Annotated in this window: 21 protein-coding genes; 14 read left to right on the forward strand and 7 right to left on the reverse strand. The window is 36.5% G+C overall.

Going from position 1 to position 23,572, the window contains the following annotated elements; all coding sequences use genetic code 11:
- The first annotated feature begins 60 nt into the window (after window positions 1–60).
- The gene (locus tag H344_RS0105815; protein ID WP_026809451.1) at window positions 61–3,519 is read left to right on the forward strand and encodes a methylmalonyl-CoA mutase family protein; all 3,459 of its coding nucleotides are present in this window, start codon (window positions 61–63) and stop codon (window positions 3,517–3,519) included.
- Window positions 3,520–3,948: 429 nt separating this feature from the next.
- Here H344_RS0105815 and H344_RS0105820 read toward each other — a convergent pair whose 3' ends face one another.
- Entirely contained in the window at window positions 3,949–4,281 is a 333-nt protein-coding gene (locus tag H344_RS0105820; protein ID WP_240484951.1) for a hypothetical protein, read from the reverse strand.
- A gap of 179 nt (window positions 4,282–4,460) precedes the next feature.
- Here H344_RS0105820 and H344_RS0105825 point away from each other — a divergent pair, with 179 nt between their 5' ends.
- The 3 genes from H344_RS0105825 to H344_RS0105835 all read left to right on the forward strand — a co-directional run bounded on the left by H344_RS0105825 (window position 4,461) and on the right by H344_RS0105835 (window position 7,441).
- Window positions 4,461–4,913: an Lrp/AsnC family transcriptional regulator gene (locus H344_RS0105825; protein ID WP_034256210.1), complete on the forward strand. Its 453-nt coding sequence runs from the start codon at window positions 4,461–4,463 to the stop codon at window positions 4,911–4,913.
- 323 nt (window positions 4,914–5,236) lie between these two features.
- The gene (locus H344_RS0105830; protein ID WP_026809454.1) at window positions 5,237–6,649 is read left to right on the forward strand and encodes an alpha/beta hydrolase; all 1,413 of its coding nucleotides are present in this window, start codon (window positions 5,237–5,239) and stop codon (window positions 6,647–6,649) included.
- Between the two features lie 144 nt (window positions 6,650–6,793).
- The gene (locus tag H344_RS0105835; RefSeq protein WP_034256211.1) at window positions 6,794–7,441 is read left to right on the forward strand and encodes a DUF1684 domain-containing protein; all 648 of its coding nucleotides are present in this window, start codon (window positions 6,794–6,796) and stop codon (window positions 7,439–7,441) included.
- A 69-nt stretch (window positions 7,442–7,510) separates the two neighbouring features.
- Here the strand turns inward: H344_RS0105835 and H344_RS0105840 are convergent, their stop codons facing one another.
- The 4 genes from H344_RS0105840 to crcB form a co-directional block, all read right to left on the reverse strand.
- Window positions 7,511–8,578: an outer membrane beta-barrel protein gene (locus H344_RS0105840; RefSeq protein ID WP_026809456.1), complete on the reverse strand. Its 1,068-nt coding sequence runs from the start codon at window positions 8,576–8,578 to the stop codon at window positions 7,511–7,513.
- A 109-nt stretch (window positions 8,579–8,687) separates the two neighbouring features.
- A complete protein-coding gene (locus H344_RS0105845; RefSeq protein WP_026809457.1) occupies window positions 8,688–9,938 on the reverse strand; it encodes an ammonium transporter in 1,251 nt (416 codons plus the stop codon).
- Window positions 9,939–9,970: 32 nt separating this feature from the next.
- Window positions 9,971–10,309 carry a P-II family nitrogen regulator gene (locus tag H344_RS0105850; protein ID WP_026809458.1) on the reverse strand — a complete coding sequence of 113 codons (339 nt, stop codon included), beginning with the start codon at window positions 10,307–10,309 and terminating at the stop codon, window positions 9,971–9,973.
- A gap of 523 nt (window positions 10,310–10,832) precedes the next feature.
- Entirely contained in the window at window positions 10,833–11,204 is a 372-nt protein-coding gene (gene crcB / locus H344_RS0105855; RefSeq protein WP_026809459.1) for a fluoride efflux transporter CrcB, read from the reverse strand.
- 700 nt (window positions 11,205–11,904) lie between these two features.
- Here crcB and H344_RS0105865 point away from each other — a divergent pair.
- Window positions 11,905–12,306 carry a pyrophosphohydrolase domain-containing protein gene (locus H344_RS0105865; RefSeq protein WP_026809461.1) on the forward strand — a complete coding sequence of 134 codons (402 nt, stop codon included), beginning with the start codon at window positions 11,905–11,907 and terminating at the stop codon, window positions 12,304–12,306.
- A 121-nt stretch (window positions 12,307–12,427) separates the two neighbouring features.
- On the opposite strand, the gene H344_RS0105870 is transcribed toward H344_RS0105865, so the two are convergent.
- Window positions 12,428–13,498, reverse strand: a complete 1,071-nt coding sequence (locus H344_RS0105870; RefSeq protein ID WP_026809462.1) for a branched-chain amino acid aminotransferase — start codon at window positions 13,496–13,498, stop codon at window positions 12,428–12,430.
- Between the two features lie 107 nt (window positions 13,499–13,605).
- On the opposite strand from H344_RS0105870, the gene H344_RS0105875 reads away from it, so the two are divergent.
- The 9 genes from H344_RS0105875 (at window position 13,606) to H344_RS0105915 (ending at window position 22,397) form a co-directional block, all read left to right on the forward strand.
- Window positions 13,606–14,109 carry a DUF4920 domain-containing protein gene (locus H344_RS0105875; RefSeq protein WP_026809463.1) on the forward strand — a complete coding sequence of 168 codons (504 nt, stop codon included), beginning with the start codon at window positions 13,606–13,608 and terminating at the stop codon, window positions 14,107–14,109.
- 1 nt (window position 14,110) lies between these two features.
- The gene (mnmD, locus tag H344_RS0105880) at window positions 14,111–14,776 is read left to right on the forward strand and encodes a tRNA (5-methylaminomethyl-2-thiouridine)(34)-methyltransferase MnmD (RefSeq protein ID WP_026809464.1); all 666 of its coding nucleotides are present in this window, start codon (window positions 14,111–14,113) and stop codon (window positions 14,774–14,776) included.
- A gap of 120 nt (window positions 14,777–14,896) precedes the next feature.
- Entirely contained in the window at window positions 14,897–15,856 is a 960-nt protein-coding gene (locus tag H344_RS0105885) for a TIGR01777 family oxidoreductase (RefSeq protein WP_026809465.1), read from the forward strand.
- A 238-nt stretch (window positions 15,857–16,094) separates the two neighbouring features.
- Window positions 16,095–16,655 carry a nucleotide exchange factor GrpE gene (locus tag H344_RS0105890; protein WP_026809466.1) on the forward strand — a complete coding sequence of 187 codons (561 nt, stop codon included), beginning with the start codon at window positions 16,095–16,097 and terminating at the stop codon, window positions 16,653–16,655.
- A gap of 9 nt (window positions 16,656–16,664) precedes the next feature.
- Entirely contained in the window at window positions 16,665–17,786 is a 1,122-nt protein-coding gene (dnaJ, locus tag H344_RS0105895; protein WP_026809467.1) for a molecular chaperone DnaJ, read from the forward strand.
- Between the two features lie 243 nt (window positions 17,787–18,029).
- A complete protein-coding gene (locus H344_RS0105900; RefSeq protein ID WP_026809468.1) occupies window positions 18,030–18,962 on the forward strand; it encodes an ABC transporter ATP-binding protein in 933 nt (310 codons plus the stop codon).
- Window positions 18,959–20,296: an ABC transporter permease gene (locus H344_RS0105905; protein WP_026809469.1), complete on the forward strand. Its 1,338-nt coding sequence runs from the start codon at window positions 18,959–18,961 to the stop codon at window positions 20,294–20,296. Before H344_RS0105900 ends, H344_RS0105905 begins: the two co-directional genes overlap by 4 nt.
- 154 nt (window positions 20,297–20,450) lie before the next feature.
- Window positions 20,451–21,224, forward strand: coding sequence for a DUF6268 family outer membrane beta-barrel protein (locus H344_RS0105910; protein ID WP_157378153.1), 774 nt, complete (start codon window positions 20,451–20,453; stop codon window positions 21,222–21,224).
- Window positions 21,225–21,233: 9 nt separating this feature from the next.
- Entirely contained in the window at window positions 21,234–22,397 is a 1,164-nt protein-coding gene (locus H344_RS0105915; protein ID WP_026809471.1) for a sigma-54-dependent transcriptional regulator, read from the forward strand.
- A gap of 140 nt (window positions 22,398–22,537) precedes the next feature.
- On the opposite strand, the gene H344_RS0105920 is transcribed toward H344_RS0105915, so the two are convergent.
- Window positions 22,538–23,227 (reverse strand): hypothetical protein, encoded by a 690-nt coding sequence (locus tag H344_RS0105920; RefSeq protein WP_026809472.1) that lies wholly within the window; start codon window positions 23,225–23,227, stop codon window positions 22,538–22,540.
- Between the last annotated feature and the right edge of the window lie 345 nt (window positions 23,228–23,572).

Raw genomic sequence — 23,572 nt, forward strand, 5'->3', positions numbered from 1 at the left:
ATGGTTGTCTTAGTCGACATAATTAGAAGTACTTATAGTTTAGTATATAAAAAGTTGAAAATGAAAAGAGAAGCTACCTATAAACCGGTAAATAAAGTTCGTATTGTTACTGCTGCCTCCCTGTTTGATGGGCATGATGCTGCAATAAATATGATGCGTAGAATAATTCAATCCACGGGGGTAGAGGTTATTCATTTAGGGCATGATAGGAGTGTTTCTGAAGTTGTGGACTGCGCTATTCAAGAAGATGTAAACGCTATTGCAATTACTTCCTACCAAGGTGGACATAATGAGTATTTTAAGTTTATGCGCGATTTATTGGTGGAGCGTGGCGCAGGCCATATTAAAATTTTTGGTGGAGGAGGAGGTGTTATTCTGCCTGAAGAGATAAAGGATTTAATGGCGTATGGGATTACGAGAATCTATGCTCCTGACGATGGCAGAAATATGGGGCTTCAGGGGATGATAAATGATTTAGTGGAACAAAGTGATTTTCCTACTCCAGATTTAAAGACCCAGGACCCAGGTGAATTAAAACAGCTTATTAAAGAGAAAGATGTTTCAACTATAGCAAGGCTAATTAGTCTAGCAGAAAATAGAAATGCCGAATTTAAAAAGCATGCGGCTATTTTGAACGGGAGTAATAAACAGATTCCTGTTTTGGGGGTTACCGGAACAGGTGGCGCTGGGAAATCTAGCTTGGTAGATGAATTGGTAAGACGATTTTTAATGGATTTCTCAGAAGGGACAATTGGGATAATATCAGTGGATCCATCAAAACGGAAGACGGGAGGTGCGCTATTAGGAGATCGAATCCGGATGAATGCTATTAATGATCCTAGGGTGTATATGCGTTCTTTGGCTACAAGAGAATCTAACTTATCCCTATCTAAGCACATAGATGAAGCTGTAAGGGTGCTAAAGGGTGCGGGATTCGACCTTATTATTTTAGAAACATCGGGTATTGGGCAGTCCGATACAGCAATTACATCGTACAGTGATGTTTCCCTTTATGTAATGACTCCTGAATTTGGAGCGGCAACTCAACTGGAGAAAATAGATATGTTAGATTTTGCCGATTTGGTGGCTATAAATAAGTTCGATAAGAGAGGAGCTTTGGATGCTATAAGAGATGTGAGGAAACAATTTGTTCGCAACCATGGTCTATGGGAGGCGAAACACGAGGATCTCCCAGTTTTTGGTACTATCGCTTCGCAATTTAATGACCCTGGAATGAATAGGTTGTATCAATCCATAATGACTATCCTTAAGGGAAGGACTGAAACACCTTTAAAATCTTCTTTCGTATTAACAGAAGGGGATGAGGAGAAACGTTTTGTAATCCCGCCGGCTAGGACTAGGTATTTGTCGGAAATAGCAGAAAGCAATAGACAGTATGATAACAGTGCCAAGGAACAATCTAAATTAGCGCAACAATTATATGGTATTTTCACTACTATAATCGCTGTTTTAGATTCGGATGCGCCTGAAGATATAAAAGAGATTCTTTCTGGTTCGGGAATAGCGTTGGAAAAAGTGCTTCAATTGACCAAAGATGAGAATGAAAAGCAATTGATTAGTTTGTTATGTGCCCAATTTGAATCCCTGAAAATGAATTTTGATTCGCATAATTGGAAAATGATTCTGGATTGGGAATATACGGTATCACAGTATAAGAATCCGGAATACAGTTTTAAGGTGAGAGGAAAAGAGATTAAAATGGCCACGCATACCACCTCGCTTTCGCGATCCCAAATACCAAAAATTGCACTTCCTAAATATAAAGCCTGGGGAGATCTTTTACTATGGATGCTACAGGAAAATGTACCTGGGCAATTTCCCTATACAGCCGGATTGTATCCTTTTAAACGCGCTGGGGAAGATCCTACAAGAATGTTTGCTGGGGAAGGCAGTCCCGAGCGTACCAATAGGCGTTTCCATTATGTTAGCTTTGGCTTGCCTGCAAAAAGATTGTCTACCGCTTTCGATTCTGTTACCCTCTACGGTAGTGATCCCGATAGTAGACCAGATATCTATGGTAAAATTGGGAATGCTGGTGTTTCTGTATGCTGTTTAGATGATGCGAAAAAGCTGTATTCGGGATTCGACTTAAGTGATGCTATGACTTCAGTAAGCATGACGATTAATGGTCCGGCTCCCATGTTATTGGGGTATTTTTTAAATGCGGCTATTGACCAAAACTGTGAGAAATATATTAAAGAAAATGGACTGCAGGATGAGGTTGAAAAGAAAATAGAAGTTTTATATAGCGGAAAGGAAAAATTGAGGCCTAAATATCATGGAGCTTTACCTGAGGGAAATAATGGTCTAGGATTAATGTTGTTGGGGGTTACAGGGGATCAGGTGCTACCTGAAAATGTGTACAATGAAATAAAAAATAAGACCATACAGCAAGTGAGGGGAACGGTGCAAGCCGATATTTTAAAAGAAGATCAGGCGCAGAATACCTGTATCTTTTCTACGGAGTTTGCACTGAGATTAATGGGGGATGTTCAAGAATATTTTATAAAAAATAAAGTACGTAATTTTTATTCGGTTTCCATATCTGGATATCATATTGCTGAAGCAGGTGCTAATCCTATCACCCAGCTAGCATTTACCCTAGCTAACGGGTTTACCTATGTGGAATATTATTTAAGTAGGAGAATGGATATTAATAAGTTTGGTCCTAATCTTTCCTTTTTCTTTTCTAATGGTATAGATCCTGAATATGCCGTTATCGGGAGGGTGGCTAGGAAGATTTGGTCTAAGGCCCTGAAGATAAAATATGGAGCAGACCCTAGGGCACAGATGTTAAAATATCATATCCAGACTTCTGGTAGGAGCCTGCATGCCCAAGAAATAGATTTTAATGATATAAGGACCACCTTACAAGCCTTGTACGCGATTTACGATAATTGTAATTCTCTACATACTAACGCCTATGATGAAGCAATAACAACACCTACAGAGGAATCTGTTAGAAGAGCTATGGCAATACAGTTGATCATTAATAAAGAATTGGGCCTTGCTAAAAATGAAAATCCTCTGCAAGGGTCTTTCATTATAGAGGAGTTAACAGACTTAGTGGAGGCGGCAGTGTTGATGGAGTTTGACCGAATTACTGAGCGTGGTGGCGTTCTCGGTGCAATGGAAACAATGTACCAGCGTTCTAAAATTCAGGAAGAGAGCTTGTATTATGAAACTTTAAAGCATAATGGCGAATATCCTATCATAGGAGTAAATACCTATCTAAGTTCTAAAGGTTCTCCAACGGTGCTTCCTGCAGAAGTGATTAGGGCTACGGAAAAGGAGAAACAAAATCAAATCCAAACGCTAAATAATTTGCACGAAGTGAATCAGGAGTTTGTTCAAACTAAATTAGAATCCTTGCAGCAAGTGGCTGTAAAAAACGAAAATATTTTTGAAAGCTTAATGGAGGTTACTAAATATTGCTCTTTGGGACAAATAACTCAAGCCTTGTTTGAGGTAGGTGGGCAATACAGACGTAATATGTAGGGGCAATGTATTGTTCAATTCGCGGAATGGGTCAACTTTTAAATTTTATGGATCCCTTATGGTTAGCACTAGGTTGTGAGGGGAGTAGTTGGGTCTAGGTATAGAGAGGTGGTAGTGTTTAGCTATGGGTTTAGCTTAAATGGTATTTGTGCTCCTGTCATTGGTAAATTATAAAATATATGTCTATGGGTGATGTATGTTGCTAAACTTAAGTGGTTTGCTATTAAAATATGACCAATATAACCCACCGCTGTTCTGTCAGTTCCGTTCAGACGAGCATGCCAGAACTGTATAGGCGGGCCTGCCCGAATTTTTCAGGCGGGTGTAAATTTATTAGGTGTTTTAATCTTCTGTAATTAAAGGACTAGTCCTTATATAATTAACTTCCTTCTATATATGTGAATATGTAAAAATCTAAAAGTAAGAAGATTACTTTCTCATAGCGCGGCGCCAAACTTTGTACATCCTTCTAAAGCTCTTGACTTCCTTTCTAAGAAGGTTTAGATACTCTTTTTCTTTAACTCCGTCTTTTTCCAAGCCAATGCAATAAGAATTAATATTCTTTATAATGATATTAATAAAGGTGGCGCTTCTCATTCTCACTGCATAAGATTCTGATTGTTCTGCTGCAGCAATCTGTTGAGGTATAAGAATAGAATCGGTAAGTAGGGAGTCGGCAATATTGTCTCGTAAACTATTGGATTGATATAATTTCATTAAATCCTTATTGTGCGAAACATAAGACGCAATTTCCCTACTCATATGTAAGAGTTCCAGGGATTTACGATAAATCGGAATCGAACTAAGATTTTTGTATGGCATTTTTATTACAATAGCTTTTATAATATAAAGTTACACTGAATTTATAGATAATAGCTTTGGTTTACATGGTAAAAGTGTACTTTAGCTATTGAAAACAAAAATTATTAATCACTTTTATTTTGAAAGCAAAAATAGATGCCCTTAATTGGAAAATTTTGAAATCACTTCAAGAAAATGCGCGTGAATCTTTCGCTAATATTGGTAGGAAAGTGGGCTTAACTGCTCCAGCGGTAGGGGAACGTGTAAAGAAGATGGAAGACCTTGGAGTTATCTCTGGATATAAAGCGGTAGTGTCTCATTCCCATACGGGATACCAACTAAAAGCGATTATCACCTTGCGTGCCTTTATGGGTAAATTAAAGCCATTTCTAGAAGCAGTCAATTCGTTTGAAGAGGTGGTGAACTGTTACCGAATTACTGGAAATGAAAATATTATAATGATGGTGGTGCTAAAAGATCAATTTCATTTAGAGAAATTTATTGATAAGCTTATTCAGTACGGGGAGACAAGAACCCATATTGTGTTGTCTGATGTGGTTTCTAATGCCCCCATTAGAAGAAGTGATAGTTAGAAGATAAATTTGTTAAGCATCTTAATTATACAGCCGTATAAAAGGCTTATCTTTTGTATTGCTAATAGGAGGGAGTGGTTATTTAGAAGAGTCTTTAGCTTCAATACTCGCCTAAATAAATTGTAGTAGTTGTAAATTTCAATAGATAACAAACTATTCTCTTGTTAGGTTTTGATACTGCGGTATTTATTGTTTTCTTTAATGTAGGAGACAGTGCGGGTAAATTCTTTTGTAAGGTGGAGTAGAGGATAAGTAGTGTTACTGTGTTGGTCTTATTTAGTAATAATTAATAATTTGGCTAGGTATTTGATGCCATTTCATCTATGAGGAAATTTACGATATTAATATTCTTAGGGGTTGCTTTTAGTGCTAATGCGCAAAAATTCTCTTTAAAGAAGGGGGTGGTTATGGATTCTATTGCGATTAATGATACCATTTCCGAGAGTTTTTCCCTGTTTGTTCCTACCTCTTTTAGTATGGATAAGAATTGGCCCGTGCTCTTTGTGTTTGATATGAAAGGTAGGGGGAAACAAGCATTAAGTATGTTTAGGGAGGCAGCCGAGGACCAAGGCTATATTTTAGCTTCTCCTAATTATTTAAGTGATACCTTATCTGCGTCTCAAAATCTTATGGTTGCCGGTAGAATGTTCAATGCGGTTATAAAGCTATTGCCAATTCATAAATATAGAACTTATGTTGGTGGGTTTTCAGATGGTGGACAATTTGCTAGTATGATGCCTCTTTTTATTAAAGGGATAACAGGTGTAGTTTCTAGTGGTGCAGTCTTCCCTAATTTGGAAGTGTTAGACGGTAATCATTCGTTTTATTTTATTGGGATAGTTGGTAGGGAAGATTTTGCATATGAAAATATGCTAGCTACTAAAGCACGGTTTGATAAATTGAAAATCCCTAATCATTTAATGGCCTTTGATGGTGGGCATGAATGGCCAGAAAAAAAATACTTTATAAATGCAATGGAAAGGTGGACGCTGTCTGCTATGGCAAAAGGACATACGGATAAGGATAGTTTGTACATTCATAATACCTATAATAAGAACCTTTCCGAGCTTAATAGTTTAATTAATTCGTATAAATTATTGGAAGCCTTTGAATTCTTAGAGGGGATGGAGACAGTGTTTGAACCACATGTGGAAACGGATACGCTGAAAACAATAAAAAAGCGACTGAAAAAAAATAAAGGCTTTAAGAGCATGAAGCGCAATGAAAGCAATGCCATGCTAAAAGAATCCTTTATAAAGGACGATTATATATACTACTTGGAAGAGGATATTGAAACCTACAATTATAAGAATATTGGTTGGTGGATTTACCAAATGGAGGAGCTTGAGAAATATGAAAATTCTAAAAACCCTGCGGAGCAACAAATGGGAAAGCGACTCCTAGGTTATATAAACGCCCTTATAGAAGACAATATTGATATTTTGCAAGCTGATCCAGAAATTGATTATGATGCTTTAAGTCTTTTGTGGATGCTAAAAACGGTTACACAACCCAAGGAGTATGGTTATTATCTAAAAATCATTTCGAATAGTTCAAAAATTGAGGACTTTGGCACCTCCTTATTTTACTTAGAGGAATTATTGAAAAATGGTTATACCAATAAAGAAAAACTGTATCAGCTGGAAAATACAGCGCTCTTGAGAATTATGCCAGAATTCAACCAAATTGTGGAAAAATACCTAAAGTCGGCTCGTTATGAAATCATTGAAAAGTAATTTATAATTACTTTGGAAAATAGATTGTAATGTATCCTATAGAAGGTTGTCCTAGTGGAACGGTGGATTAGAGTTGAGATGGGATAATGAACTAGGAATTTAATAAAGCGAGAAAGAAGTGTATTTTTGCATAAAAAACGAATTATGTGGAGATTTAGTGTAGTTCTATTGGTATTGCTATCGGTATTAAGTTGTAAGGAAACGAAAAGATATCATGACGAAGAACCTACAGCTGAACTAATTGCTAATGCTGGGGAACTATCTGATGTGTATCAATTTCAGGCAAAGTTGAATGCGGAGTTTAAAAACCCAGAAACTTCGCCATTACCAGATCGATATAGGAAAAACTTTAGTAGTTTGGATTTCTTTGCGCCAGATAGTAGCTATCAAGTCATGGCGAAAGTTACTAGAACTCCAGAAGCTTTACCATTTTTAATGCCTACAACTACAGGTGGTAGAACCGAAGAGGTGGTTTATGCAAAACTTAGCTTTACGCTTAATGGGAAAGAGCATGAGTTGGAAGTGTATCAGAATACAGAATTAATGCAACAAGCTAATTTTAAGGATTATCTTTTCTTGCCTTTTTCCGACCTTACAAACGGGGAAGAAACTTATGAAGGTGGTCGGTATTTAGACTTGGCTATTCCGAAAGGAGATACCATATTGTTGGATTTTAATATGTCTTATAATCCATATTGTGCCTATAACCCTAAATATTCTTGTCCAGTGGTGCCTAAGCAAAATAGATTGGATACTCATATTAGGGCGGGAGTAAAGGCCTTTGATAATTAAAAATATTTTAAGGTCCGATCAGCGAGCTGATCGGACCTTTTTTATATTGGTAATTAGTCTATCCTCGCTCTAAAAAGCATAAACGGCAGCAAGAACAAAGGAGGATAAGCTATTTTGGGGTTGTAATTCCTTATTTAAGAAATTAAAAGACTTATCAGAGGCGCTATCTAGCCTCAATTCTGGTTTAATTGTTAAGTCTCCTATTTTTATATTTCCCGTTAGTGTTACTGCAAAAACATCAGTGTCTTCTGTGCTGCTGCCTATGGCTCCATAGTTGCCTATTTCCGAGAAGTATTCCGCTCTTATTCCAAAAGAAATAGTGTCTGAAGTGGTGTATTGTGGGTAGATTGCCACTCCGGCAAAGCCTATTTCGTCATTATCATATAGAGCAGCGTTTATACCTAGATATATTTGGTTAGATAAATTAAAGCCCCCAGTAAAATCTATTTCATAGGCTCCGTCATCGGTTAATAGATTTAAATATTGCCCATTATAACCTAGTTGAGCGCCAAAGGCATATTTACCAGTGGGATTTAATTCTGTTTGATCGGTGGGATTCATTGCGGCCAACATAAGACTAAATTTGTCCGATAAGTCAAAATCAATCTTAAATCCAGTATGAGAAAATGGGCCATATGAAAATAAGTAAGAAGTACTGTAATTAAAATTTTCGGTTGGTGAAATTACCTCATAACCTAAGAAAGTATTGAAATTCCCAAAGGTCAATTTTATAGACTTATGTACTTTCCAATACACATATAGTTGGTTCACTATATTGCCTGTTTCAGAATAAATGGGAGAAGAAAAAATGGCGTCGGTGCCACGGGGTCCAAATACCAGATCGCCTACAAAGCCTGTTTTTTCTCCCTCATAACTTATTATAGCATTGGCCATCCCTAAAGCAAAACCAGGTAAATTGGCAAAAGAGCTGCCTGGGGCTGAATTAGGGAGTCCGGAAGCGTCATTAAAATTATTATCGCCATTGAGGTTAACTCGGTAGTAAGCGTCTATACTCCCGGTTAGGGATATTTTATTGGATTCCGGATTTTTTTCTTGTGAAAATATTGCTGTATATAGCAGGGTAAATAATAAAGCTAGTAAATATTTTACGTAATTTGTGTCTACAATCATTTTCATAATTCAATTGTTTATATCCTGGTATGGATGTTTAATTAAGTTGATTGGTTAAAAGAGAATGGTTAGTAACGGAGCGTTCTGCAAAACGCTCCGTTATCATTTTCTTTAGTTAATGTTGATTCATTCTGAAATCTGCATAAGCGTCCATTCCATGTTCGTGTATGTCTAAACCTTCCTCTTCTTCTTTAGTAGAAACTCTTATGCCAGAAGTTTTTTTAATGGTGGTAAGGATTATATAAGCCATAAGAGAACAGAAAAGGCCAATTATAGCAACACCTGAAAGTTGATATAGGAACTGTGTAATTCCGGCCTTGGCTCCAAAAATACCTACGGCAAGGGTTCCCCAAATCCCGCATATTAGATGGACTGCTACAGCTCCTACGGGATCGTCTAGTCTTAGACGGTCTATTAGAGCAACGCCCAATATAATTACAAATCCTGCTATTATTCCAATAAGAATTGCTTCTGAAGGAGACATTAAATCTGCTCCTGCGGTAATGCCTACTAATCCGCCTAAAATTCCATTTAGCATCATAGTCAGATCAAAATTCTTGTACCGTAGATAGTAAAATATAAACGACCCTATTCCGCCTGCGGCACCGGCAAGACATGTTGTGACTAGTACAATGGAGGTAGTGGCAGGATCTGCTGATAAAACGGAACCTCCATTAAATCCAAACCAGCCTAACCATAAAATGAGTACGCCAGCAGTAGCTAAGGGGATATTGTGGCCAGGAATAGCATTAGGTGTTCCATCTTCTTTGAACTTACCTATTCTAGGACCTAATATGTAAATAGCCATCAAAGCAGCCCATCCTCCCACAGAATGCACCAAAGTAGATCCTGCAAAGTCATGAAAACCAGCATTTTCACCACCAAGGGTAGATAGGAATCCACCTCCCCACTGCCACGATCCAACAATTGGGTAAATAAAAGCAATATATATTACGGTGAATAGCATAAATTGCCCTAGCTTGATCCTTTCGGCAACGGCTCCAGAAACAATGGTAGCAGCTGTGGCAGCAAACATTCCTTGAAAGAGGAAGTCTGTCCAATAAGTATATCCCTCGTTGTAACTTAAATCTAAGCTTCCATTTGCTAATAAGGGAGCATCTAGTCCAAAACCTGCAAAGCCAAGAAACCCATTAAAACTGCCTGGGTACATTAGGTTGAATCCTATAAAGTAAAAAAGTATTAGTCCAGTACATATTATAAATATGTTTTTAAATAGAATATTGATAGTATTTTTTTGTCTTGTTAAACCAATTTCTAATAATGAAAATCCTAAATGCATAAAAAATACAAGTGCTGTGCAGATCATCATCCATACATTGTTTGCTGTAAATAATCCTGTGTCCATATTGTGCTTGTTTTATTGGTTTGTGATTATGTTTAGTTGATTCCCGCAGATCCGCGCTCCTTTGTTCTAATTCGATAAGCTTCCTGAATCTCTGAAACGAATACCTTCCCATCTCCCACGTTTCCTGAATAGGCGGTTTCTAAGATTGTATTGACGGTCCTTTCCATAAATTCGTCCGACACTACAATGGATAGATATCTGCGCTGAATGTCTGAGGTGCTATAAGAAATTCCCCTATAGACATGACCTTGTTTTTCGTTTCCAACTCCTGTAACATCCCAGTAGCTAAAAAAATTGACTTCAATTTGATGCAATGCTTTTTTGACATCATCAAATTTTGATTTCCGAATAATTGCTTCGATTTTCTTCATGATAGATTTATTGATTGCTGCCTTAAAAGTATATTAAAACTAAATAACCCCATTAAAAAATGGGGTGTAACTGATTATTTATATGACATTAGGAATATGACCCCTATTAAATTAGGGTGTGTGTATAAAAATAAACTTAATTTTGCCATGTGGCTTTAAAGTTGGGGGTGTATTGATAGCGTTTTTTGCAAGAATATTGATGAAGTGTGTCTTTTGCAATATAAAACACTGTGTAGGTGATGTTTTAATGGGATAATCTCCTGAAAGCGGCAGGTTAATAGGAATTGTGCAATGTGCTTGGCTATGTTTTGTTTATCTAATAGAGGAGTAGTTGCTTATAGCTAGTTCTTCGATGTTTATAAGGGGCACAATTATCTTTTGTTATTATCAACCTTGTGTTAGAATGGCTTAAACCAAATTTTGTGGTAAGGACTTAACGGGATAGGATGTGGTGAAGAGAAAAGGGGCTTCTCGCTTTCTTATGTTGTAAGGAGGTGAAGATTATTTTTTAAGTTAAGATAATTTAAAATGCCTTAGACAACCATAAGCCCGACATTACGGCTAAAATTCCTAATAAAATACTTGCAACTGTATAAATGGTAAAATTTAAGACATCTCCGTTTTTTAAGAAGGTCTGTTGTTCTAAAGCAAAAGTGGAAAAAGTAGTGAAGCCGCCGCAAAAACCAGTAGTAAGTAGTAATGCCTGGTTTTCTGTTAGTAAATTGTTTTTTGCAGAAAGGCCAAGGATAAATCCAATTAATAAACAACCAATGATGTTTACAAGAAAGGTTCCTAGATAAAAATTTTGGAAAGTACCATTTAACGCTTTACTCGTGAGATATCTTAATATACTTCCCGTGCCACCCCCTAAGAATACAAGTATAAGTTGTTTCATTCGGTTTATTATTTCAGTTACCTGTCAAAGTAACTAAAAAAATGGCGTACCATAGTCGTCCAAAGGATGAAAAAGGCGCTTAAAGTTTATAATTGTACTTCTAATATTGTTAGGTCTTAAGAATAGGGTATTTATCTATAAAGAAGGTGGGAGGTGATAAGTGTTAAGGTGTAAAAGAAATTATACCGCTCTATTGTATTTTACTTCTATTAAATTTAAGGGGGAAACTATAGTCCTAGACTGAGAAATATCTACTGTAGTATTTTTAGTTTTCTTGGAGTTCCGGTTAAAGCTCGCTAGAAATAATAAGACGTTTATGACAACCAGAATAGAAAATATACTAATAAAAGCGACCATTGAACTGATATTTACATAATTAACGCAAACTTACCCTAATTATTATATGTAGGAGTAGAAAAGTTTAGCGTGTGGTATTTTAATTTATTTTTAAAGAAAACTATGGGGAGTACTAATTCTTATTATAAAACTTAATGATAAATAGCACTAAAACGAATAGTAAGAAAAAAAGTCCAACCCATTTAACTCCCTTGTAATACTTAAGGTGAAGCATTTTGTCCTTTTGATAAGAATATACAATGATAATGACAAACGATATGAAGAAAAGGGCTGCAAAAATGAGTTGTCCCGTACTGAACATATTTATATTTTTATGCAAAGCTAATCTAAAAAACTCATACCAATGCAACGTAAACTAAATGCTGTAGAATTGTTTCATAAATCTTTTGGATTAGGTGTATCCAAAGAAATGAAGGCAGACCTTGGTTCTGAAAAGAATAAACTTCGCTTTAACTTAATGGCGGAGGAAAATAGGGAATATTTGGAGGCTGCCAATAATAATGATATGGTTGAAGTGGCAGATGCACTCGGAGATATGCTTTATATTTTATGTGGAACCATACTAGAACACGGAATGCAACATAAGATTGAAGCGGTTTTTGAGGAGATTCAAAAGAGTAATATGAGTAAGTTGGGGGAAGATGGTAAGCCACTTTATAGGGAAGATGGGAAAGTCTTGAAGGGTCCTAATTTTGTTGAGCCAAAAATATCCAGCATTCTAAATAGTAACGGAGACGCCTACTAATTAGATGGCGCTTCTATTTTTAAAAAGCCACCCTTAACAGTTAAGGATGGCTTTTTAAATTTATTTCTAACAGTATTTGTTATGATAAAGCAACTTGACTTTAGATGAAAATGCAAGAAGCTTATATGCTAACTTCATATCTCCAACCAAATTTATCTTCGGCCTTGTTATACTGAATGTCTGTAATTCTTTTTTTCAATATAGAAGCATAGCTATGTTCTAATTCAGGTAAATCGTAATCCTGATCTTTATATCCAAATGTAGCGATCGGAGAGATAACAGCAGCTGTCCCAGCACCAAACATTTCCTTTAAGTTTCCATTTCTGGAGGCTTCTATAACTTCTTTTACGGTAATAGGTCTAACTTCTACCTTGATATTTTCGTCTTTTGCTATTTCAATTAAGCTTTTTCTAGTAATCCCATCCAAAATACGATCACTAGTAGGACTAGTAAGCAAAGTGTCGTTAATCCTAATAAAGATATTCATAGCACCCGCTTCTTCTATATATTCGTGAGTATTGTCATCAGTCCAAATTACTTGGTTATACCCTTTTTCTACTGCTAATTGTGTAGGGTAGAATTGACCAGCGTAATTACCACCAGCTTTAGCGAAGCCAACTCCTCCGTTAGCAGATCTAGAATACTTTTCTTCGATTAATACCTTTACTTTTCCAGCAAAATAAGAACCGGAAGGAGCGCAGGCGATGATAAATTTATATTCATCGGCAGGGGAAGCATGAAATCCATTGCCCGACGCAAAAACAAATGGTCTAATATATAATGAGCTCCCTTCCGTGGTAGGAATCCATTTATGATCTACTCTTAAAAGAGCTTTTAATCCTTCCATGAAATACTCCTCTGGAATTTCTGGGATAGCAAGTCGTTTAGAGGAGATGTTGATACGCTTTTGGTTTTCTAATGGACGGAATAACCATACCTTGTTATCTGCATCCTTATAAGCTTTCATTCCTTCGAAAACAGATTGCCCATAATGAAATATTTTGGCAGATGGGTCTAGGGTAATAGGTTGGTAGGGGATAATTTTAGGTATCTCCCATGCCCCATTCTTGTAATCACATACCATCATATGGTCTGCGAGAACTTTCCCGAACGCTAAATTGTTAAAATCTACTTTATCTATGTTGGAAGTCTTCACCTTCTCAACTTTTATAGAGTCTGAAATAGTTTGCATAGCACTTTATATTTAAAGGAATAAAATTAAACAATAAACAGCATTGGAGCTTCGTTTTTTAATTAAAAATAACCAATTTTGTAAAGTGGTTTTAAAAACTGATAATAATGAAATATTTTAACATTTTAATAGTGTTTTTTGTGGTCTTTGTGAGTTGTAAGCAAGGAGAGAAAACTTTAAAACCACAAGCGGAAACCTTAGCGGAGCAGAAATTTGTGCAATTTGGAGCTGAAATTGATCCCATAGAGGTTAAAGACGCCGAATTAATGTTGGGGGAATATGAAAAAATGCAGCCTTCTGATACTGTTTCTACTAAGTTTATGGCCATAGTTACCGATGTTTGCAAGTCCAAAGGTTGCTGGATGAAATTGCAATTGGGACAGGAAAAAGAAGTGATGGTAAAGTTTAAAGATTATGGCTTTTTTATGCCTAAGGATATTGAGGGGGAAGAAGTTGTTGTTAATGGTTTAGCTTTTGTAGAGGAGATGAGTGTTGCAGATCAAAGGCATTTTGCTGAGGATGGAGGAAAGACCAAAGAAGAAATTGCCAAAATTATCCATCCCAAGAAAACCTATTCCTTTGTTGCAGACGGAGTATTATTAAGAAAATAAGGTGAAAAGAAGAATAATAACCACAGCGGATGGATCAAAAACCATTCAGATAGAGGATTGGAACGAACAGTATCATTCCACCCATGGGGCCATTCAGGAGGCTTATCACGTATTTATAAAAAATGGACTTTCCCTTTTTAAAAATCAAGATTTATCAATTTTAGAAATTGGATTTGGAACCGGGCTAAATTCTTTTATCACCTTTTTAGAGGCAGATAAATACGGTCTTAAAATTTACTATAATGGAGTAGAGGCTTTTCCTGTGCAAAAGAAAGAGCTTACGCAGTTAGATTATAGTAAGGCCTTAAAAGCCGATCAATTTGAACAACAATTTTTAAAAATGCACCAGATTCCTTGGGAGGCACCACACGATATAACTGATAATTTTTGCCTTTTAAAGCAGAAAATGGACTTTAGAGATATCGCAGAATCGGAGAAGTACAATCTAATTTATTTTGATGCTTTTGGCTCAAGAGTGCAACCAGAACTTTGGACGGAGGACATTTTCCGTGCTATGTATAATACATTAAAGATAAATGGAGTATTAGTTACCTATGCCGCAAAAGGTTCTGTTAGGCGTGCCATGCAAACTGTAGGATTTACCGTAGAAAGATTACCAGGTCCACCAGGGAAACGAGAGATGTTACGCGCTAAAAAAGAAGAATAATTTTGGTTTTGCATTAGGGAAACCTTAACAAATACGGGGTGTAGACTGTTAAACCTACACTAAATAGGGCATTTTCAAGAACAAAAACCTATACCTTTATCGAAAGTTTAGAAATAGGCTATGAGAATTCTAATTACGGGTGCAACTGGTTTAGTAGGAACAGAGATCACAAAACTGTGCAAGAAGCAGGGTATTGCTGTTAACTATCTTACCACGAGCAAACAGAAAATTGTTTCTGAAGACGGGTATAAAGGGTTTTATTGGAATCCGTCTAAGAACGAGATAGATTCTGATTGCTTTACCGGAGTGAGCGCTATTATAAATCTTGCGGGAGCAAGCATAGCTCAACGGTGGACCAAAAGTAATAAAGAAATAATCCTATCTAGTAGGATAGACTCCTTAAGAACACTGGCAACTGCTTTGGAGACTATGGATGATCATGCGATTAATCTAATTGTATCAGCATCGGCTATGGGGATATACCCAGACTCCCCATCTAATTACTATACAGAAGAAGAGACAAAAGTAGATGATAGCTTCCTTGGGGAAGTAGTAAGCCAATGGGAGCAGGAAGCTGATAAATTTAAAAAATTAAATATTGGAGTAGCTAAAGTAAGGACAGGGTTGGTTCTGTCTGCTAATGGAGGTGCTTTGCCAAAAATAGCAAAACCAATACAATATTATTTAGGAGCTCCACTGGGTTCTGGAAAACAATGGCAATCTTGGATTCATGTTCAGGACCTTGCCTCCATATTTTTACACCTACTAGAATCTGGCCTTACTGGTACTTATAATGGGGTTGGACCCAATCCCGTAAGTAATGCTAAGCTCACTAGGGAGGTGGCTAAAGTCTTAAAGAAACCCTTGTTTTTACCTAATGTGCCACGAGTTGCCTTACAATTGTTGTTAGGGGATATGTCCTATCTACTATTTGCTAGTCAGCGTGTAAGTAGTAAAAAAATTGAGGCAACCGGATTCAATTTCATGTACTCTAACATATGTAGAGCCCTAGGAGAAATATATAATGAAAAAGAAAATTGTGGGTCCAAATCATCATATCAGGAAGAGTATAGTACCTAAAGGTATAATGAGTTATTAGGTCATAAGTTTATATCCGCCAATGGCGGATATTTTTTATAGTAAAATATCAAAGGGGAAGTTCTTAGATATAGAGGGAAAAAGAATCAAAAAAATTTTACGCAAGGGTAGGGTATTTTATTGTCACTTAGTTAGTAAACTTTTATGACAATATGACATTTTATAATATTTGGCAGTACTTTTGCCTATTCAAATTCGGAAGTTTATAAATGTAAATTAAATGAGCAAGGAAAATAAAACTAAAGAGATGGAAGATGAGGTCTTGAAGAATAAGGATCAGAACGAAATAGATCAAGAGACCACATCAGAGATGGAGAAGGAGGAGGAGTTGAGTGTAGAAGAGCAACTTAAGGAAGATCTAGGCAAGGAAAAAGATAAGTTTTTGCGTCTTTTTGCAGAGTTCGAAAACTATAAAAAACGTACCTCCAAGGAAAGGATGGACTTGTTTAAAACAGCTGGTCAGGAGGTAATTTTGTCATTATTGCCAGTTATGGATGATTTTGATAGGGCATTGGCCGAAATTTCAAAATCTGAAGATGACGGGATGTATCAAGGAGTGTTGCTTATAAATAATAAGCTAAGAGAAACACTTAAAAGCAAAGGTCTTTTAGAGGTTGAGGTGAAAGAAGGTGATGATTTTGATGCAGAAATCCATGACGCCGTAACCCAAATTCCAGCCCCTGATGAGAAATTAAAAGGAAAAATAATAGACGTAGTTCAAAAGGGATATAAATTGGGCGATAAGATTATTCGTCATCCTAAAGTTGTCGTAGGAAATTAAAATCAGAGTATGAAGGAGGATTATTATGATATTTTAGGCATTGGAAAAAATGCAAGTGCAGCCGAAATAAAAAAGGCATATCGTAAAAAAGCTATTCAGTATCATCCAGATAAGAATCCCGGGGATACTAAGGCCGAAGAAATGTTTAAAAAAGCGGCTGAAGCTTATGAGGTGCTGAGTGACCCAAATAAGAAGGCGCGATATGACCAATATGGTCATGCTGCATTCGAAGGCGGTGGCGGATTTGGCGGCGGCGGAATGAACATGGACGACATCTTTAGTCAGTTCGGAGACATTTTTGGCGGTGCTTTTGGTGGCGGTGGCTTTAGCGGTTTCTCCGGATTTGGCGGAGGAGGCCAAAGAAGAGCAAAAGGAAGCAACTTAAGAATAAGGGTTAAGCTTAACCTAGAGGAAATTGCTAATGGTGTTGAAAAGACGGTTAAAGTAAAACGTAAAGTCCAAGCAGAAGGAGTTACTTATAAGACGTGTGAAACCTGTGGTGGAAGAGGACAAGTAACTAAAATTACCAACACTATTTTAGGTAGAATGCAAACAGCAGCTACTTGTAGTACTTGTGGTGGTAGTGGAAAATCTATAGATTCTAAACCAAATGATGCGGATGCCCAAGGGTTAAAAGTTTCTGAAGAAACCGTGAGCATTAATATACCAGCCGGTGTAGAAGAGGGAATGCAATTAAAAGTGCCTAATAAAGGGAACGATGCACCTGGAGATGGTGTGCCAGGTGACCTTTTGGTAGCTATTGAGACAGAAGAGCATCCAACACTAAAAAGAGAAGGAGATAACCTGCATTACGACCTGTATATTAGTTATTCTGATGCGGTACTAGGTACTTCTAAGGAAATAGATACCGTAGGTGGTAAAGTGAGAATAAAATTAGAAGCTGGGATTCAGTCTGGAAAAATATTAAGACTAAGAGGGAAAGGTATCTCTAGCCTTAATGGATATGGAAGTGGAGATTTGTTAGTGCATGTAAATGTATGGACTCCTAAAGAGCTTAATAAGGAGCAAAGGGAATTCTTTGAGCGCATGCAAAACAACGAAAACTTTGAGCCTAGACCGGAAGGATCCGATAAATCCTTTTTTGAAAAGGTGAAAGATATGTTTTCATAAAAAGTAGTTTAAAAATTAAAATGTATATTTGAAAGGATGTTGGGAGACCAATATCTTCTTTTTCATAGCAATTTTTTTTCCCATCCTTGATTCGTTAAGGGTGGGTTTTGTTTTTAATACAGCCTATTTCAATTCTTTATTTACTTATGTTAAAAATGGTAAAAAAAGAAAACAATACACATTTTATAATTTTCCTACCATCCACTTCTGTTGCAATTATATATCTTTGAGGAAATAGTTGAAATGAATAATATATTGGTAGCTAATGAGGTTACTAAAAGATATGGTAACCATATAGCCCTTAACAAAATATCGTTGGAGATCCCTGAGAATAGTATCTACGGTTTATTAGGGCCCAATGGAGCAGGAAAAACTACGCTAATCCGTATTATCAATCAAATTGCCTATCCCGATGAAGGTTCCATAATTTTTAATGGAGAACCCTTGGAGGCAAAGCATATTGCTATGATTGGATACCTGCCAGAAGAGAGGGGCCTCTATAAAAGTATGAAGGTTGGCGAACAGGCACTCTATCTGGCTCAGCTAAAAGGGATGTCTAAATCTGAGGCTAAAATCAAATTAAAATATTGGTTTGAGCGATTGGAGATTGGAGATTGGTGGAACAGAAAAATCCAAGAACTTTCCAAAGGGATGGCTCAAAAAATTCAGTTTATAGTTACGGTTTTACACGAACCTAAACTTTTAATTTTTGATGAGCCTTTTAGCGGCTTTGACCCCATTAATGCCAACCTAATTAAAGACGAAATTCTACGCCTCAAGGAAAATGGAACATCTATTATCTTTTCTACACACAGAATGGAATCTGTGGAAGAGCTGTGTGAGTATATAGCGCTAATTCATAAGTCCGAAAAATTGCTAGATGGAAAGCTTAGTGACATTAAGAATACTTATAAAAACAATATATTCCAGGTTGGATTAGGTCTCCAAAGTAAAAACGGCATACTAGAGGATCTAAAAGAAAGATTTCAAATTCTTTCCTCTGAATACGTTCAGGACGGTCAGCAATTGAATTTTACCGTGCAATTGCCATCTAGTGATACCGGAGCCTTATTAACCCATTTATCTGAAAAAGCTAATGTAAATCACTTCACAGAGACCATTCCATCAGCAAATGATATTTTTATTAAAACAGTCCAAAAAAAGCAATTAGTATGAGTAAATTAGGACTCATTATAAAACGGGAGTATTTAGCCAAAGTGCGAAATAAATCCTTTGTAGTCATGACCTTTCTGAGTCCCATTCTTATGGTAGGAATGATTGCTTTAATCGCTTATCTGGCTAAAATCAATGATAATGAAACACGGGTTATTGGTGTCTTAAATCAGAGTGATTACTTTTCTACCGATTTCCATGGGACGGATAATACCTCTTATGTGAAATTTAGAGATATTGACCTAGAAGTGGCTAAGGACTCTATTCTTCAAATGGGATTATACGGTTTATTGTATATCCCGAATGAGCCAGATTTGGAAAGGGTGGCTGAAAAGGCTGTTTTCTATACCAAAGATGCTCCAGGCACTTCTGTGGTAGCTAGTTTAGAGTCGGTTTTTGAAGATAGGTTGCGAATGGAAAGGTTACAGCACCTTGGTGTTTCGGCATCCGATTATAATAAATTAGATCTGCCTTTCGATATAAACACCTCTACCTTTTCTGGAGAACAGAACCTAAAAGGGATTAATGAAATTAAAGCCTTTATTGGCGGAGGGTTTGGGTATCTAATTATGATGTTTATCATTATATACGGAGGGTTTGTAATGCGGAGCGTTATTGAGGAAAAAACAAGTAGAATTGTAGAGGTTATAATTTCCTCTGTGAAGCCTTTTCAATTGATGCTAGGAAAAATTATAGGGACTTCCTTGGCCGGTATCACTCAGTTTGTAATATGGATAATTTCTGCAAGTCTATTGCTTGGTGTTTTGGTATTGATTTTTGGAATAGATCCATCTGCCCTCAACGCAAACACAGAAAACACTCCTGGGCTAATTGGGGGAGCAACATCTATTGCTTACCCAGATACTACCATGCAGTTGTATGCCAATGAGCTTTTTAAAATTCCATGGGCAATGCTGATCACATTTTTTATGATCTATTTTGTACTTGGTTATTTAATATATAGCTCAATTTATGCAGCCATTGGGGCAGCAGTAGACAATGAAGCCGATACGCAACAGTTTATATTTCCAATTATTTTACCCTTAATGCTAGCTATATATGTGGGGTTCTTCTCTGTTTTTAGTAATCCACACGGACCCATTGCGGTAGGGTTTTCTTTATTTCCATTAACCTCTCCCATTGTGATGCTCATGCGACTTCCAGGAGGGATTGGGGAAGGGGGAGTACCTGTTTGGGAACTATTGGTCTCTATTGCTCTATTAATTATCACCTTTATTGGAATTGTATGGTTAGCAGCAAAAATTTATAGGGTGGGTATTCTTATGTACGGTAAAAAGCCATCGTACAAGGATATGTTTAAATGGCTGAAATATTAATATTTATCAATTTAATAACGTTTTCAATCTCTTGTCAACAAAAACTACAATAAATTTAAAATTGCTGAGATGGTGTACCTTCATGGCAATTATCGTGTTTGGTAACTGTGCATTCGCACAAACTCCGGATGTATTTAGGTTAGAATATATGTTAATGCCAAGGAATAGTGCCGAGGCCAAGCTTTCTAGAATAAAATTAGTAGGTAATCTTCCTATTAAAGTTGGGGATAATGATAATATTATATTGGGGGTAGAGTATAATAGGATGGACTTTAACCTAAGAAGGGATGAACCTTTTAATGATGTGGTAGATGAAACTTTTCACGTTGCAGATTTAAACATGGCATATATCTACCAACATAATCCTGATTGGCGTTTTGTAGGGGTTCTTACTCCACGTATTTCTTCTACTTTAACTCAGCCTTTAGAAAAGGGAGATGTTTCTATTAACGCCACCGTGGGTGCTATAATGGATAGGCCGGCGGACGATAAGCCTACGCGACTAGTGTTGGGAATAGCCTATAACTCTACAGTAGCCTTAAGGATACCGCTTCCTATAGTGTATTATGAAAAACGGTTCCATCCCAATTGGACCTATGTGGTGGGAGCTCCTAAAAGTGGAATGAAATATCACTTTAATGATAAACATATGTTGCAGACAGAATTTATCTTGGACGGGTATTATGTAAACTTACAAAGCTCTGTAATCAGTTCAGATTCTGGTTTAGCCTCCTCTATATCCACTTCTGTAGCTTTAGCAACTTTGGGATACCAGTATACATTAGCGAAAAACATGTTCTTTTATGGATATGCCGGACATACGTTATTTCAGGATGGAGTGCTAAGAGATAAGGAAAGAAATGATATTTTTACGTTGAATGATGAGCCTAGTTTTTATTTCAGGACAGGCTTTAGAATAGGAATTTAAATTAAAGTAATGGCGAGAATTTTGGTTATTGAAGATGAACCTTCAATTAGAAGAGTATTAGTAAAAATTCTATCTGAGGAAAATAGCAGCTATATTGTAGAGGAAGCTGAGGACGGACAAAAAGGGCTAGACGCTATAAAAAAGGACGATTTTGATCTAGTGCTCTGCGATATAAAAATGCCTAAGGTAGATGGAGTTGAGGTTTTGGAAACAGTTAGGAAAACAAAGCCCGAAATTCCGTTTATTATGATTTCTGGTCATGGTGATTTAGATACTGCTGTAAACACCATGCGATTAGGAGCATTTGATTATATCTCTAAACCGCCAGATTTAAATCGACTTTTAACAACCGTACGTAATGCACTAGACCGAAAGGAGCTTGTTGTAGAAAATAAAATCCTGAAGAAGAAAGTTAGTAAAAATTACGAAATGATTGGGGAGAGTAAAGAGATCCAAATGGTGAAGGATATCATAGAAAAGGTTGCCCCTACAGATGCCAGAGTCCTTATCACTGGTTCTAACGGAACAGGAAAGGAATTGGTTGCGCATTGGATTCATGAAAAAAGTGAGCGAAGTAGTTTTCCTATGATAGAGGTGAATTGTGCCGCTATTCCATCTGAACTTATTGAAAGTGAATTGTTTGGTCATGTTAAAGGAGCTTTCACCTCTGCGGTGAAAGATAGAGCTGGTAAGTTTGAAGCCGCCCAAAAAGGAACTATCTTTTTAGATGAAATAGGAGATATGAGTTTATCGGCTCAAGCAAAAGTGCTTAGAGCATTACAAGAAAATAAAATTTCTAGGGTTGGTTCCGATAAAGATATTAAAGTAGATGTTAGGGTAGTGGCCGCAACTAACAAAGACCTTAAAAAGGAAATTTCCGAAGGAAGGTTTAGGGAAGATCTTTACCATAGGTTGGCGGTAATTTTAGTTAAGGTTCCATCCCTGAATGACAGACGGGAAGATATTCCTTTGCTTATAGATCACTTCGCAAAAAAGATTGCTGAAGAACAAGGAAGTTCTGCAAAAAAATTCTCCAAAAAGGCCATTGCGCTACTTCAGGGGTATGACTGGACCGGAAATATCCGGGAATTACGAAATGTAGTGGAGCGATTGATTATACTAGGGGGAAGTGAAGTAACGGAAGATAATGTGAAAATGTTCGCTAGTAAATAAGCAACTTCCATTATTGAAAATAATTTAGATTAAGGGTGCATTACACGTATAAAGTATGTGCCCTTTTTAATGCATCACAAAAGGAATAGAGGAAAACACCATCAAGTCTAATTTATAGTAGGATGTTACTAATGATGAGGTTAATCTTTGCAATCCCCAATTTCCTTTAATGCTAGGGAGGTAATCTCCTTTGTTCTTAGATTATAATATTTTTTCCCCTCGCTTAAATTTGGTTTTAAAAGCTGTTTGTCGCATAAATTATAAACGTTCATAGCATAGTTATGAGCTACCTTACAATCTACGGATTTTACTACTAGATCTAAAGATTCTTTAAATTTTACTAGAGATAAGTCTATTTTTCTTTTTAATTCCTTATCATCAATTTTTCCTAAACTCTTTATATTTTCTATGGATTCTGTAGTGTTCAATGCCAATACGTCGTTACTAAAGTTAGAATTGTGGGAATCGTGCTGCTCTATAGTATCTGCCGCCTCAATTATAAAGGTCAAGGCTTTTTCTAATAAGATTGTAGCACCATCTAGAGTAGTGGTCTTTGTAGCATTTTTTAAATGGTCCGTGCCTTCAGTAATAAAATTTATAGCTTCGTTACAACCGCATTCCTTTAAATTGGACTTAGATTTTTCTAATGCAGTAAGAGCCCTATAAGCGTAGAATTTTGCCATGTTTAGATCCTCGGCTGCAATTGCCTTTTCTGTTTGATTCTGTATATGCTCGATATTGGACCGAGCGTAAATACATTGTTTATCGGAGGTATAAGAAGAAAATAGTAAGATTACCAATCCACATAAAAGGGAAGAAATAGTTTTCATAAGTTACGGCTTTATAAAACTTACTAGATTCTAGTTAAATAACATTATAACTATAAAGATACCTTAACCTTAAAAGACATCCTTATTTATTCGACAAATCGTACTTTTATGGTTTATGTTGCTTAAAATAGGGAGATTGGTAGCGGTTATAAGAGAATATTAACTTGTTGAAGGTGCTAAAGCAGTGTTAGTTAAGGAGGATAGATACCCGTTGATTACCCACGGTATTAGAGATTAACTTAACTTAAATAATATTCAGAGTGCTGTGCACTAGGATTTAATGATAGATGTATCTGTTAATCATCACTTTATGGAATCTTCTATTTCTTCTTATTAGGAAGTAAA

It is taken from the genome of Arenibacter latericius DSM 15913, from assembly GCF_000424985.1.
Classification (GTDB): domain Bacteria; phylum Bacteroidota; class Bacteroidia; order Flavobacteriales; family Flavobacteriaceae; genus Arenibacter; species Arenibacter latericius.

Coding starts and splice junctions, on each gene's coding strand:
- H344_RS0105830 (WP_026809454.1), top strand. CDS start 5,237: ATGAGGAAATTTACGATATTAATATTCTTAGGGGTTGCTTTTAGTGCT.
- H344_RS0105905 (WP_026809469.1), top strand. CDS start 18,959: ATGAGTAAATTAGGACTCATTATAAAACGGGAGTATTTAGCCAAAGTG.
- H344_RS0105870 (WP_026809462.1), bottom strand. CDS start 13,498: ATGCAAACTATTTCAGACTCTATAAAAGTTGAGAAGGTGAAGACTTCC.
- H344_RS0105885 (WP_026809465.1), top strand. CDS start 14,897: ATGAGAATTCTAATTACGGGTGCAACTGGTTTAGTAGGAACAGAGATC.
- H344_RS0105820 (WP_240484951.1), bottom strand. CDS start 4,281: ATGAGTAGGGAAATTGCGTCTTATGTTTCGCACAATAAGGATTTAATG.
- H344_RS0105845 (WP_026809457.1), bottom strand. CDS start 9,938: ATGGACACAGGATTATTTACAGCAAACAATGTATGGATGATGATCTGC.
- H344_RS0105910 (WP_157378153.1), top strand. CDS start 20,451: ATGCCAAGGAATAGTGCCGAGGCCAAGCTTTCTAGAATAAAATTAGTA.
- crcB (WP_026809459.1), bottom strand. CDS start 11,204: ATGAAACAACTTATACTTGTATTCTTAGGGGGTGGCACGGGAAGTATA.
- H344_RS0105920 (WP_026809472.1), bottom strand. CDS start 23,227: ATGAAAACTATTTCTTCCCTTTTATGTGGATTGGTAATCTTACTATTT.
- H344_RS0105850 (WP_026809458.1), bottom strand. CDS start 10,309: ATGAAGAAAATCGAAGCAATTATTCGGAAATCAAAATTTGATGATGTC.
- H344_RS0105890 (WP_026809466.1), top strand. CDS start 16,095: ATGAGCAAGGAAAATAAAACTAAAGAGATGGAAGATGAGGTCTTGAAG.
- H344_RS0105875 (WP_026809463.1), top strand. CDS start 13,606: ATGAAATATTTTAACATTTTAATAGTGTTTTTTGTGGTCTTTGTGAGT.
- H344_RS0105900 (WP_026809468.1), top strand. CDS start 18,030: ATGAATAATATATTGGTAGCTAATGAGGTTACTAAAAGATATGGTAAC.
- dnaJ (WP_026809467.1), top strand. CDS start 16,665: ATGAAGGAGGATTATTATGATATTTTAGGCATTGGAAAAAATGCAAGT.
- H344_RS0105835 (WP_034256211.1), top strand. CDS start 6,794: ATGTGGAGATTTAGTGTAGTTCTATTGGTATTGCTATCGGTATTAAGT.
- H344_RS0105815 (WP_026809451.1), top strand. CDS start 61: ATGAAAAGAGAAGCTACCTATAAACCGGTAAATAAAGTTCGTATTGTT.
- H344_RS0105865 (WP_026809461.1), top strand. CDS start 11,905: ATGCAACGTAAACTAAATGCTGTAGAATTGTTTCATAAATCTTTTGGA.
- H344_RS0105915 (WP_026809471.1), top strand. CDS start 21,234: ATGGCGAGAATTTTGGTTATTGAAGATGAACCTTCAATTAGAAGAGTA.
- H344_RS0105840 (WP_026809456.1), bottom strand. CDS start 8,578: ATGAAAATGATTGTAGACACAAATTACGTAAAATATTTACTAGCTTTA.